The organism is Sphaerisporangium viridialbum (assembly GCF_049674955.1).
GTDB classification, from domain to species: Bacteria; Actinomycetota; Actinomycetes; order Streptosporangiales; family Streptosporangiaceae; genus Sphaerisporangium; species Sphaerisporangium viridialbum.
Genome location: NZ_CP187232.1, coordinates 86,536 through 98,636 on the forward strand (window position 1 = coordinate 86,536; position 12,101 = coordinate 98,636).

Here is a 12,101-nt window from a genome sequence, read left to right on the forward strand (position 1 = left end):
CGCCTGGGGAGTGATGGGGAGTGTGGGAGTCTCGGCGGGACTCCCACCGGCCATGCGCGCCGCCGCGGGGGTGCGCGCGCCTCGGGTCGAAGGCGCGTGTGCCGCCGCGAGCCGCGTGCTAGGTCGCGCACATGCCCCGCCGCCGGTGCGGGCGGGCCGTGCGGGTCACAGGAACATGATGTCCCAGTGGCTGGGCTCGTTGGCGTAGACCGTGTAGCCCTGCGGACGCCGTTCGTCGTACAGGCGGGCGCCGTCGCCGCGCACGCGCCCGACGCGCTTGTTCTTGATGAACCTGTCGACGCACCTGTTGTGCTCGACGTCGATCTTGTAGCCCGCTCCGTGGCTGTGGGCGCCAGGGGCGTGCCCCACCTCGGTTCCGCCTGTCACCATGACGTCGCAGCCGCTGCGCCGCTTGAGGTTGACCAGGCCCCACAGCGTGCCGAGCCGTACCGAGGCCAGCGACGTGCAGGAGTGCCGGTGCCGGTTGGCGCAGTGGCCCGATGACCTCCACCTCAGACCCGCGTGCTGGAGACGCCGCGCGGCCTGCGGGTGCTGGAGCCGTACGGCGCGGAAGAGCCGGTGCTGCTTCCACAGCACCGGGCTGACCATCCCGGCGGCGCGCCCGGCACGCGCCTGCCGGAGGGCGGCCTGCCGCAGCCTCCTGGCGTCGACCGCGCGGGGCGTGGCCGCCGTCGAGTAGGTCACGGCGCGGAGCCGCTGGGCGCGGGCGTCGGCCCGCTTGCGGGCCTCGTGGGGCATGGCCCCGTGCGCGGTCGTGCCCGAGCGGTTCGGAGTCGCCGCCGAGGCCGGTCCCGCGGAGGCAAGTGCCGTCACCGTGATCTGCACGGCGAGCAACGCGCAGGCACCAAGCCATGCGGGCCCCCGAGTGCATGGATGCAAACCCATATTGATCCTCTGTCGCAGGGCGCCCCTCCGCCAAGAGGATCTATCCCACCCTCGGAAAGTGCTGACTCCACTACTCTGCGTGTTTTTGCGGGAAAATGGCGGGCATGCTGTGCGTCTGTGACCTTGAAGGGCTACGGGTCGTACAGTGGCCACGTGGTCGAATCGACGCCGAGAGCGCGTGGGGGAGAAAAGACCCGGGAGGTCATCGTCGAAACGGCCCTGCGCCTCTTCCGGGAGCGGGGGTACGAGGCGACGACCATGCGGGCCATCGCGTCCCAGGCGGGCGTCTCGGTGGGGAACGCTTATTACTATTTTTCGTCGAAAGAGCAGTTAGTCCAGGCTTACTACGATCGGGCGCAGACCGAGCACGAGATCGCCTGCCGAGAGCTGCTCGCCACCGAGCGTAAGTTCGCCGCCCGGCTCAGCGGCGTGCTCCGCGCCTGGGTTCAGGTCTCCGAGCCGTACCACGGGTTCGCCGTGAAGTTCTTCAAGCACGCGTCCGAGCCCAGCAACCCGCTCAGCCCCTTCAGCGGGGAGTCGACGCCCGCCAGGGAGGCGGCGATCGGCATCTACCGGCAGGTCGTGGAGGGCTCGGCCGACCGCATCGACGCCGAACTGCGCGAGGAGCTGCCCGAGCTGCTGTGGCTGTCATCCATGGGGATGGTGCTGTTCTGGGTGCACGACACCTCGCCCGGCTGCGAGCGCACGTACCGGCTGATCGAGGTGATGGTGCCGCTCATCGACCGGCTGGTCGGCCTGTCGCACCTGCCGGGCCTGCGCGGGGTGACCAAGGACTTCATCACCGCGATGCGGGAGCTCAGGGCCTGACGGCGTCGCCGGCCGCATGGTCCACCGGAACCCCCTACGCTCCATACCGTCCGGTTGGTATGGTCGGGGCAGGAGGTGGACAGTGAAGCGTTGGGGCATCACGATCCCGTTCTTCGATCTCACCATGGCCGAGTCCAAGGACCTGGTCGCCGAGCTGCCCGATCTCGGGTACACCGACGCCTGGTCCGCCGAGGTCGGCGGCACCGACGGCTTCGTCCCGCTGGCCCTGGCCGCCGACTGGGCCCCCGGGCTCCGCCTCGGCACCGCCATCATCCCGGTGTCGACCCGGGGCCCCGCCCTGCTCGCGATGTCGGCCGCGACGCTCGCCGACCTCGCGCCCGAGCGGTTCGTCCTCGGCATCGGGGCGTCGTCCCCGGTCATCGTGGAGCGCTGGAACGCCGGCGAGTTCGTCAGGCCGTACGGCAGGACGCGCGACACCCTGCGCTTCCTCAGGAAGGCGCTCGCCGGGGAGAAGGTCACGGAGAAGTACGAGACCTTCGAGGTCAAGGGCTTCCGGCTGGAGCGCGCCCCCAAGGTGGCCCCGAAGATCGTGCTGGCCGCCCTCCGACCCCGCATGCTGCACCTGGCGGCCGAGGAGGCCGACGGCGCCATCACCAACTGGCTCTCGCCCGAGGACGTGCGCAAGGTGCGTGCCGAGGTGGGCCGGGAGACCGAGCTGATCGCCCGCCTGTTCGTGTGCGTCAGCGAGGACGCGGAGAAGGTCCGCGCGCTGGGCAGGAGGATGCTGGCCGCCTACCTCACCGTGCCGGTGTACGCGGCGTTCCACGACTGGCTCGGCCGGGGCGAGGTGCTCCGCCCGATGCGCGAGGCGTGGGCCGCGGGCGACCGCCAGGCGGCGCTCAAGGCCATCCCCGACGAGGTCGTGGACGAGCTGATCGTGCACGGTGACGCGGCGACGTGCCGGGCGCGGATCCGGCAGTACGTCGACAACGGCCTGACGACCCCCGTGCTCGCACCGATCGCGGGCGCCGAGGTCCCTATCCCGCAGGCGGTGCGCGACCTGGCCCCGGTCGCACCCTGATGCCCCTACCAGGCAGGGAACTCCGGGCGGCGCGCCGGACGTTATCGAGGAGCACGGAAGGGTAGTGGCGCGGTCAAATGATCCGACCGTGCGCGCGTGATCGTGGGCACAGACGGAGGTGGCCATCATGAGCAAGGCTGGACGCGCGACCGCGGCCTATCGCGCCTACCGGGAAGTGAGCCGGCCGGGCTCGCCGGGTCTGATGACCCGGATCAAGGCGCTGCCGAGGATGATCGGGGGCTCCCTCCGCGGGGAGTATCAGGACCTGGGCAAGAGCAAGCTGACCCTAATGGGGCTCGGCATCCTCTACATCGTCTCGCCCATCGACCTGATCCCCGACTTCCTGCCGCTGATCGGCGTGACCGACGACTTCGGCGTGTTCCTGTGGCTGATGGCCTCTCTCCTCGGCGAGAGCGGCCGATACCTCGACTGGGAGCACAAGAAGGTACGCGGTGAAGTCCTGTAGTGCCGGCTGGAGCGCCGCGGCGCACCGGGCCCCGGGATTGCGTGAAGGACCGTTCCCGGGGCCGTACAGCGGGTTCTAGAGCTCTTCCCTGAGCAGCCAGGCGCGCGAGGGCAGGGGATGCCCGAACAGGCGTGCCGCGTTGCCGTACGCCACCCTGGCGATGTCGGCGGGCGGCAGGCTGCCTAGGTGGCGCGCCAGCGCCTGCTGCACGTCGGGCCAGGTGGACTCCGAGCGGGGATAGCCGCTTTCGAGCAGCACGTGCTCCAGCCCGACGGCCAGGCGCACGCCCGACAGGGCGTAGTCGTCCAGCGTGCCGAAGTAGAAGTTGCGGCGGAGCACCTCGCTGGGCTTGAGGCCGCCCTCCCACGTGGCCTCCCCGGCCACCGGGTGGTCGAGCGCGTAGTCGGCGCGGGAGGCCAGCATGGGCAGCCACCCGACCCCGCCCTCGACGATGAGGATGCGCAGCTTCGGGAAGCGCAGCGGCACGCCCGACCAGAGCCAGTCGGCGCAGGCGAACATCGCGCTCGCCGGGATCATCGTGGTGATGGCCTCGATGGGGGTGTCGGGCGAGGGCACCGGCGACCACGACGAGGCGCCGGTGTGCAGGCACACGACCGTGCCGGTCTCCTCGCACGCGGCGAAGAAGGGATCCCAGTGGCCGGTGTGGATGGACGGCAGCCGCAGGCGGGTCGGGAACTCGGGGAACACCACGGCCTTGAAGCCGCGCGCGGCGTTGGCGCGGATCTCCTTGGCCGCGATCTCGGGATCGGGAAGCCAGGGGAGCTGGAGAGCGATGATGCGCTCGGGGTAGGTGCCGGCCCAGACGTCGCAGTGCCAGTCGTTCCACGCCTGGGTGAGGGCCAGGCCGAGGTCCTGGTCGCGGGTCTTGGCGAAGGCCATGCCCGACTGCACCGCCAGCATGCCGGGGAAGCTCAGCGCCGCCCACACCCCCGCGATGTCCATGTCCTGGATGCGGGCCTCGATGTCGTGGCAGCCGGGCCTCATCTGCTCGAACCGCACCGGGTCGAGGGTCCACTGGTCGCGCGGCAGCCCGGCGCCGGCGTCGAGGCCGGCGCACGCGTAGGTGCCTCCGCCGTACCGCCACACCTGATGGCCCGCCTCGGTCTCGACGACCTTGGGCGCCAGATCGACGTACTTCTCGGGGAGCCGGTCGTCGAACAGATCCGGCGGCTCAATCAGGTGATCGTCGACGCTGATGATCACATAATCTCGCCGCCTCGGCTCGGGGTCAGGGGGCAGCGATGTGTTCACAGGGAAAACCGTATGCCGCAGGAATAACACCAGACAAGCTGGCAGGTCTCCGGTTGGTATCCGTTCATCCGAGGAGCGGCACCCAACGTGCTTAAGGGGCTTACCAAATAAGGTGAAGCTCCTGACAAAGCATGCATCCCGCTCCGCTGTTCCAGGGTATCGGGCGACGAGACCATCGGGCTCCGGGCTCCTGGGCGACGGCTTCGCGGTCAGCGGCCGGGGACGGCCGCGCGGGCGCGGTCAGTGGCCGCGGGGGCGGTTCCGGGGGGCGGTCAGTGGCCGGGGGCGGGGACGACTCCGGCGTCGGCCGAGGATTCGCGCTCCGCTTTGAGATCGCGCGCCTCGCGGCGGATCAACATGATCCACCCTCCGATGGCGATGCCGATGAACATCCACCACTGCACGCCGTACGCGAGGTTGAGCCCGCCGCCACCGCCGATGTCGGGGTCGGGGACCGGCTCGGGCGCGGTCGCGGCGCCCGGCCGCTGCTCGGTCAGCTCGACGTACCCGCCGAACAGCTTGTACGGCACGGTCTTGGCGAGGTCAGGGGTGTTGATCAGCAGCACCTGGCCGGGCGGGAGGCCGCTGCGGTTCGTGATGCCGGTGCTGTCCTCGGTCTCGGCCTGGCGTAGCCGCCCAGTGACACTTACCTCACCGGAGGGCGGAGGAGGGACCTCGGGCGGCGCGTCCGCGGTCGGCCCCATCTTGACCCAGCCCCTGTTGACGAGGGCGGCGGTGCCGTCGGCCGTGACCAGCGGAGTGAGCACGTAGAAGCCGGGCCGGCTGTTCTGGGTGCGGCGCCGCACGAGCAGCTCGTGCGAGGGGTCGTAGCGGCCGGTCGTGGTGACGGAGCGGTACCTCACCGAGGCGGGCACGGCGGCTCCCGGGCCGTCGAGGCTGGTCAGCGGCACCGGCGCCGCCGCGAGGTTGCCCGTCGCGAGGCTGCTCGCGGAGGACCTCTGCTCGTAGCGCCCGAACTGCCATCTGCCCAGGAAGACGAACGAGGGGATGAGCACCAGGACCAGCACGTGGAGTGCCAGCCAGCGGGGCGTCAGGAGGAACCGGTACACGCTCTCAGCCTAGGCAAGCAGGTGAGCGGTCCGTGACTCGCCTGCGGCCCTTCGACCTCGGGTAACGAGAAGACCTGCTCCGGCGCCGCCGCCGGGGACCGCTTGGAGGGCACTGGCAAGCCGTGTGGTGAAGGTCCCGGCACCGGCTGATCATGATCTCGTGGAACCGCTCGCGGACGGCTGGGGCATGCCGTACGGTCGTTTGGATTCGTCTCCGGCACCTCGCTCTGGCCTTCGGGAGCCCTCTCCACATGACCGTGCCCACTATCGCGCTGCCGTCGCCCGCGCAGCATCCGGTGTTGCCCAGGATCCCCGTCCTGATCCGGCACGCGGTGCCGCGGGTGCTGGAGGGCATGATCCTTCCGGTGGCCGTGTTCTACGCCGGGCTGCTGGTCGCGGGCATCCACGGCGGCCTGCTGATGGCGGTGGCCTGGGTGTACGGAGGGGTCGCGCTGCGGCTGGTCAGGCGCAAGACGGTGCCGGGCACGGTCCTGCTCGCCATGCTGGCGATCACGGTGCGGGCGGTGCTCGCCCTGGTCACAGGGGACGTCGTGATCTACTTCCTGCAGCCGACCCTCGGGGTGTTCTGCGCGAGCCTGGCGTTCCTCGGCACGGCCGCCGCGCCGCGCCCGCTGATCGAGCGGGTCACGACCGATCTGGTGCCGCTGCCCGACCACCTGGTGCACCATCCCCGGATGCGCCGGTTCTTCGTGCACCTGTCGCTGCTGTGGGGCACCGTTCAGTTCGTCAACGGCTCGCTCAGCCTGTGGCTGCTGTTCAGCGAGTCCATCGAGACCTACCTGATCGTCAGGACGGCGGCGGTGGCCCTGCTCATGGTGCTGGCGGCCCTGGCCTCGCTGCTCGCCTTCAAGCGCGTCCTGCGGGCCGTACAGAGGCACTGAGGCCCCGGCCTACCCCGCGAGCCGCGCGCCCGGGCCCAGCCTCGGGGTGACCTGGCGGGGTGAGGGCACCTCGTGGCCCTCGTCGCAGATCAGGCGCACGTCGATGGGCGAGCCGCAGCCCCGGTGGGTGAGCACCACCGGCGGGCCGTCCGGGTCGGCCATGTAGTGATCGCCCCAGTGCATGAGGCTCACCATGATCGGATAGAGGTCGAGACCCTTCTGCGTCAGGCGGTACTCGTCACGCCTGCGGCGGCCGGGCTCGCGGTACGGAACCTTGCGTAGCAGGCCCTCCTCCACCAGCTTGGCCAGCCGGGCGCTGAGCACCTGCCGGGGCGCCCTGGTGCCGGCCTGCATGTCGGCGAACCTGCGCACCCCGTTGAAGGCCTCCCTCAGCACGAGGAAGGTCCACTTCTCGCCGAGGATCGCGAGCGTGCGCTCGATCGAGCAGTTCTCCACCCGGTAGGGGTTCGGCTCGCTCATGAAGGCATCGTAGGCGCTCATTTTTCGTCCCTCCAACGCCACCTAAGTCTAGTTGACAGACTCAGGTGTGCTGGGAAAGGCTGAGTCCATGACACGAACTCAGGTGGCGATCCCGCAGGTCTCCACCGACGCGGCGGTCCCGGCGGTCGAGATCCGGCCTGCCCGGATGGACGACGAGCAGAGGGTCAGGTCGTTCGTCGAGGACCTCTCCCTCAGGAGCCGGACGCTGCGCTTCTTCGCCGGGCTGACCCGGCCGAACCGCCGCCTGGTGAGCGCGCTGATCGCGACGGACGACCGCCGTGACGTCCTGCTGGCCGTGGACGGGGACGACCGGGTCATCGGCCACGCGATGAGCTTCAGGCGGGACGGCGCCACCGAGATCGCCGTGGTGGTCGCGGACGAGTGGCAGGGCGTGGGACTCGGGTCGCGTCTCGTACGGGTGCTGCTGCGGCGGGCCGTGGCGCGAGGGGCGGTCTCGGTCGGGATGGACGTCATGGGAGAGAACCGCAAGGTCCTCTCGATGATCAAGCGCTGGTGGCCGGACGCCGAGATGCGCGTCGAATCCGGCACGGTCGAGGTTCTCGCACCGATCGGCGCGCTCTTGGGCAACCCGGACCGCCGCTGAGATCACCTCTTTCGGAATGCGATTCGGGAATGTACGTGATCCGTTCGGTGGTGAAGGTCGTTAGGATGAATTGGCTCTGGAGTTTGCAGAATAACGTTCTGTTGGGTCACCATTGACAGTGTGAAGAGCGCGAAGAACGGGCGAGACGGCCGCACCAGGATCATCGAGGGCGCCCTGCGCCGCTTCAGCCAGGACGGGGTCTCCTCCACCACGCTCGCCAGCCTCCGCGAGGAGAGCGGGGTCAGCGTCGGCAGCTTCTACCACCACTTCGCGAGCAAGGAGCACGTGTTCGGGGTTCTCTACTCCGAGATCCAGAACATGTACCAGCAGACCTTCGTCGACGAGCTGTGCCGGCACGAGAGCGCGCAGGGCGGCATCGAGGCGATCGTGGCCATGCACATGGCCTGGTGCGGCGAGCATCCCGAGCGGGCGCGCATCCTGATCAGCGAACGCCCGCCCCGCCGCAACGAGCCCGGCGGTCCGGAGGTCGCGGAGTCCCGGAGGGCGTTCTTCCGCCAGGTGTCCGACTGGTGGCGCCCCCACATGAAGGACGGCATCCTGCGGCCCGTCCACCCCACCATGTGTTACGTCCTGTGGCTCGGGCCTGCGACGGAGATGTGCCGCCTGTGGTTCTCCGGCGCCCACCAGCCGACCGAAGAGGAGATCCAGGCGCTCTGCGAGGCCGCCTGGCACAGCCTCCGCCTCGCCTGAGGTCGCGCTGATCTTCGCGATAATGCACGCGTGGATCAGTATCCCAGGAGGCTGTTTCTTCGGCTCGGCGGTGTCGCCGCGGCCGGGGCGCTGATCCCGGCGACCGGAGTGCCGGCCCCGGCGGCGCACCCCGTCCGCACCGGGGATGATTCCTTCGCGCTGCTGCGCCGCCGGTGGCGGGAGGTGACGGCGGGGTCCGGGTTCGACGCCGGGGCCGAGCCGTACCGGACCCGGCTGGCGAAGCTGGGGGCGAGGGCGGCCGGATATCGGGACACCATGGCGCCGGCCGGCGGGTCACTTTGGCCCGATCTGGCGTTCCCCTCGTTCGTCGCCACCCCGAGGCGGCTGCTGTCCATGGCCCGCGTGTACGTCCTGCCGGGCACCGGCCTGACCGGCGACGCGAAGCTGGCCGGGGCCGTCGCCACGGGCATCGACCACTACCGGCGGCAGGTGTACGCCGCGGACGCCGACGAGGCCGGCAACTGGTGGCACTGGCAGATCGGCGTCCCCAAGGCGCTCCTTGACGCGGCAGTGCTGATCGGCCCGCACCTCACCGGCGGGCAGAGCCAGGCGCTACGGGAGGCGGTGGACCACTTCGTCCCCGAATGCCGTCTGGACGACTACAGCGGCACCAGCACCGGGGCCAACCGGGTCGACCTGTGCATGGTGACGCTGCTGCGCGCCATGCTGGCGTCCGACCCGAGGAAGGCCGCGCTGGCCGTCTCGGCGCTCGCCCCGGTCTTCCCGTACGTCTCCGAGGGCGACGGGTTCTACCGGGACGGCTCGTTCATCCAGCACACGTCCATCCCCTATCAGGGCGCGTACGGTGCCTCGCTGCTGTCCGGGCTGGCGACGCTGTTCGCGGTGCTGCGCGGCTCGCCGTGGGAGGTCACCCACCAGAACATCTTCGACATGGTGGAGAGGTCGTTCGCCCCGTTCGTCCACGACGGCTTCTGCATGGACCTGGTCCGCGGCCGGGGGATCGCCAGGGAGCCGTACGGCGACCACAGGAGGGGACGCGAGATCGCCTCCTCGATCCTGCTGCTGGGGGACACCGCCTCCGCCGCCGAGCGGGCCCGCTGGCAGGGCATGGTCAAAGGATGGGCACTGCGGGACACCGCCAAGCCCATGCTCAAGGCGGCCGAGACCGGCGACCTGGCGTTCCACGCCCGCCTTGCCGCGATCATGGACGACGACGCGGTGCCCGCCGCCGGGGAACCCGTGGGGCACCGGCTGTTCCCGATGAGCGCCCGCGCCGTCCACCGCAGGCCGGGATGGTGCGCCGGGCTCAGCATGGCGTCCTACCGCATCGGCCACTACGAGCACGGCAACGGCGAGAACCTCCGCGGCTGGCACACCGGCTCGGGGATGCTCTACTGGTGGGCCGAGGGCCACGGCGACCAGTATTCCGACTCCTTCTGGCCCACCGTCGACCCCTACCGCCTGCCCGGCACGACCGTCTCCACCAAGCGGCTGGCCGACGGCGCCGGCGAGGCGTGGGGCGGCACCTGCCCGCCGGGCCGGTGGGTGGGCGGCGCGACCGACGGCGTGTACGCGACGGTCGGCCAGCACCTGAACGGCTTCGAGAGCACGATGGAGGCCTTCAAGTCCTGGTTCTTCCTCGACGACGCGGTGGTGTGCCTCGGCGCCGCGATCACCGGTGAGGACGGCGTGCCGGTCGAGACCATCGTGGACAACCGCAGAACCGACGCGCCGCTCACGGTGGATCACGCGGCGGGCTGGGCGCATCTGGAGGGACATGGCGGCTATGTCGTGCCCGCCTGCCCCCGGCTGAACACGTCGCGCGAGAAACGCGCCGGCGGCTCAAGCTCGGTGACCCGGAACTATGTGACCCTCTGGCTGGACCACGGGGTCGACCCGAGCGAGGCGGGTTACGTCTACCTGCTCCTGCCGGGTGCGAGCCTGGCGACCACCCGGGCCCGTGCCGCCGATCTCGGCTGGGCGCGCGTGCTGGTCAACACCGGCCGTCAGCAGGGAGTCCACGTCCCGTCTCTCGGGATCACCGCCGTCAACTTCTGGAACGACGGAGCCGCGGGCGGCCTGGCCGCCTCCGCGCCGTGTGCCGTCCTCGTCAGGGAGACCGGCGACGGCACGGCGACGCTGACCGTGTCGGATCCCCGGCGCGACCTGAGCGAGCTGACCGTGACCTGGGACCGGCCCGTGACCGAACTCCTCCACGGGCACCCCCTCCTGACAAACGCCACAACCGGCCCGAGCCTCACCCTCACCTTCGGCCGCCTTTCGGACCGAGGCGGCAGCTCGCAAACGGTCACAGTACGACTGGGCTAATGGGCTGAGCCGGCGTTTCACCCGCGGCGAGCCTGTCCGGCGCGCCGCCGAGCCCCCGTTTAGAGTGGGCGTATCCCGCCGATCATGGTCTTCGAGGAACGCTCAACGGTAGAACGGCTTACTTCGAGGAACGCTCGACCAGGACGGTAGAACGGCTCATGAACGTAGGTCTTGGCCTGCCGATCGGCGAACCCGACTCGTTGGCGTCCTGGGCGCGTCGTGCCGAGGCCGGTCCCTTCAGCACCCTCGGCCTGCTCGATCGCATCGTGTACGACAACCCGGAGCCCCTGGTGACCCTGGCCGCCATCGCCGGGGCCACCTCGCGGATCCGGGTGATGACGGAAGTGCTGGTCGCGCCACTGCGTCAGACGGCCCTGCTCGCCAAGGAGACCGCGACACTCGATCGCGTCTCCGGCGGCCGGTTCACGCTCGGGGTCGGGGTGGGGGTCCGGGAGGACGACTTCAGGGCGGCTGGTGTGGAGTACCGGCGTCGCGGCCGTCGTCTCGACGAGCAGATGGCGACCCTGCGACGCGTCTGGTCGGGCGAGGCGTACGGCGACGGCATCGGGCCGATCGGCCCCGCACCGGCTCGGCGAGGCGGCCCTGAGGTGCTGTTCGGCGGCTTCGTCCCGGCCACCGCCGATCGCATCGCCCGCTGGGGCGACGGGTTCCTCGGCGCGATGTTCTCGCCGGACGAGATGGGCCGCTTCTTCCGCACGGTCGAGAGATCGTGGCAGGTGGCCGGGCGTGCCGGTCGTCCGCGCCTGGTCGCCCAGGCCAACGTGGCACTCGGTCCAGAACCCGTCGTGGACGAGGCTCGCCGGGCCATCAGCGCGTACTACAACTTCATCGACTACAGGGACAAGGTCGTCGCAGGGATGCTCACCACACCGGAGGCGATCCGTGGCTCCGTCACGGCCTTCACCGACGCCGGCGCCGACGAGGTGATGCTCTACTGCTGGTCCTCCGACATAGCCCAGATCGACCGCATCGCCGACATCTTGCCCTGATCGTTCGTTGCCGGTCGGCCGATGTCGGCGAGGGCGGATTGAGGGGCCGTACTAGGCCAGTTGGCGGAGGCGGGTGGGGACGCGCCAGATCTCCTGGTCGAGGGTGATGTCGAGGCGCAGGTCCTGGCGGTGGCGGCGCAGGCCGGGCACCTGGAAGCGGTCTTGGACGTCGAAGCGCCCGCGGCGCGGGTAGCCGAAGCCGATCGCGCCGGGCAGCACTCTCAGGTCATCTCGGTTGCCACAACTCGGGCAGGTCCACGCGACGAGATCCATGCCGCGGTTGTAATCGTGGCACGCGGGAAAATATTCGTCCGGCTGGAATCTGGACTCACATGCGTAGCACGGGATCAACATCGAGATCCGCTCCTTGGAACATTTCTGGTGCGGGTGGCGTACGCCCCAGTCGTATCTGTACCCGCTTACCCGCGGCTTGCGAACGACTTGAGTTCCCGGCGCTCCAGGTCATTGAATCACGGTTC

The 12,101-nt window shown here is 70.2% G+C and carries 13 protein-coding genes; 8 read left to right on the forward strand and 5 right to left on the reverse strand.

Annotated elements, in window-relative coordinates:
• Positions 1-165 precede the first annotated feature (165 nt).
• The gene (locus ACOZ38_RS00455; RefSeq protein ID WP_424527849.1) at positions 166-855 is read right to left on the reverse strand and encodes a hypothetical protein; all 690 of its coding nucleotides are present in this window, start codon (positions 853-855) and stop codon (positions 166-168) included.
• Between the two features lie 204 nt (positions 856-1,059).
• Between ACOZ38_RS00455 and ACOZ38_RS00460 the strand changes: the two genes are divergently transcribed.
• The 3 genes from ACOZ38_RS00460 (at position 1,060) to ACOZ38_RS00470 (ending at position 3,242) form a co-directional block, all read left to right on the forward strand.
• Positions 1,060-1,734, forward strand: a complete 675-nt coding sequence (locus ACOZ38_RS00460; protein WP_405142947.1) for a TetR/AcrR family transcriptional regulator — start codon at positions 1,060-1,062, stop codon at positions 1,732-1,734.
• Positions 1,735-1,816: 82 nt separating this feature from the next.
• On the forward strand, positions 1,817-2,776 hold the full coding sequence (locus tag ACOZ38_RS00465; protein WP_405142949.1) for an LLM class F420-dependent oxidoreductase: 960 nt from the start codon (positions 1,817-1,819) through the stop codon (positions 2,774-2,776).
• Between the two features lie 127 nt (positions 2,777-2,903).
• The gene (locus tag ACOZ38_RS00470) at positions 2,904-3,242 is read left to right on the forward strand and encodes a YkvA family protein (protein WP_424527851.1); all 339 of its coding nucleotides are present in this window, start codon (positions 2,904-2,906) and stop codon (positions 3,240-3,242) included.
• 75 nt (positions 3,243-3,317) lie between these two features.
• Here ACOZ38_RS00470 and ACOZ38_RS00475 read toward each other — a convergent pair whose 3' ends face one another.
• Positions 3,318-4,466 (reverse strand): amidohydrolase family protein, encoded by a 1,149-nt coding sequence (locus ACOZ38_RS00475; protein ID WP_424527853.1) that lies wholly within the window; start codon positions 4,464-4,466, stop codon positions 3,318-3,320.
• A 320-nt stretch (positions 4,467-4,786) separates the two neighbouring features.
• Complete coding sequence (locus ACOZ38_RS00480; RefSeq protein ID WP_424527855.1) at positions 4,787-5,584, reverse strand: SURF1 family protein; 798 nt, start codon at positions 5,582-5,584, stop codon at positions 4,787-4,789.
• A gap of 251 nt (positions 5,585-5,835) precedes the next feature.
• Between ACOZ38_RS00480 and ACOZ38_RS00485 the strand changes: the two genes are divergently transcribed.
• A complete protein-coding gene (locus ACOZ38_RS00485) occupies positions 5,836-6,486 on the forward strand; it encodes a VC0807 family protein (RefSeq protein ID WP_424527857.1) in 651 nt (216 codons plus the stop codon).
• Between the two features lie 9 nt (positions 6,487-6,495).
• Here ACOZ38_RS00485 and ACOZ38_RS00490 read toward each other — a convergent pair whose 3' ends face one another.
• Entirely contained in the window at positions 6,496-6,987 is a 492-nt protein-coding gene (locus tag ACOZ38_RS00490; protein WP_424527859.1) for a winged helix-turn-helix transcriptional regulator, read from the reverse strand.
• Between the two features lie 67 nt (positions 6,988-7,054).
• Here ACOZ38_RS00490 and ACOZ38_RS00495 point away from each other — a divergent pair, with 67 nt between their 5' ends.
• The 4 genes from ACOZ38_RS00495 to ACOZ38_RS00510 all read left to right on the forward strand — a co-directional run bounded on the left by ACOZ38_RS00495 (position 7,055) and on the right by ACOZ38_RS00510 (position 11,622).
• Positions 7,055-7,591 carry an N-acetyltransferase family protein gene (locus tag ACOZ38_RS00495; RefSeq protein ID WP_424527861.1) on the forward strand — a complete coding sequence of 179 codons (537 nt, stop codon included), beginning with the start codon at positions 7,055-7,057 and terminating at the stop codon, positions 7,589-7,591.
• A 120-nt stretch (positions 7,592-7,711) separates the two neighbouring features.
• Positions 7,712-8,302 (forward strand): TetR/AcrR family transcriptional regulator, encoded by a 591-nt coding sequence (locus ACOZ38_RS00500; protein ID WP_424527863.1) that lies wholly within the window; start codon positions 7,712-7,714, stop codon positions 8,300-8,302.
• Positions 8,303-8,332: 30 nt separating this feature from the next.
• Positions 8,333-10,612 (forward strand): polysaccharide lyase 8 family protein, encoded by a 2,280-nt coding sequence (locus ACOZ38_RS00505; protein WP_424527865.1) that lies wholly within the window; start codon positions 8,333-8,335, stop codon positions 10,610-10,612.
• Positions 10,613-10,770: 158 nt separating this feature from the next.
• Entirely contained in the window at positions 10,771-11,622 is an 852-nt protein-coding gene (locus tag ACOZ38_RS00510) for an LLM class flavin-dependent oxidoreductase (RefSeq protein ID WP_405142964.1), read from the forward strand.
• A gap of 51 nt (positions 11,623-11,673) precedes the next feature.
• Here ACOZ38_RS00510 and ACOZ38_RS00515 read toward each other — a convergent pair whose 3' ends face one another.
• Positions 11,674-11,895 (reverse strand): hypothetical protein, encoded by a 222-nt coding sequence (locus tag ACOZ38_RS00515; protein ID WP_405142966.1) that lies wholly within the window; start codon positions 11,893-11,895, stop codon positions 11,674-11,676.
• Between the last annotated feature and the right edge of the window lie 206 nt (positions 11,896-12,101).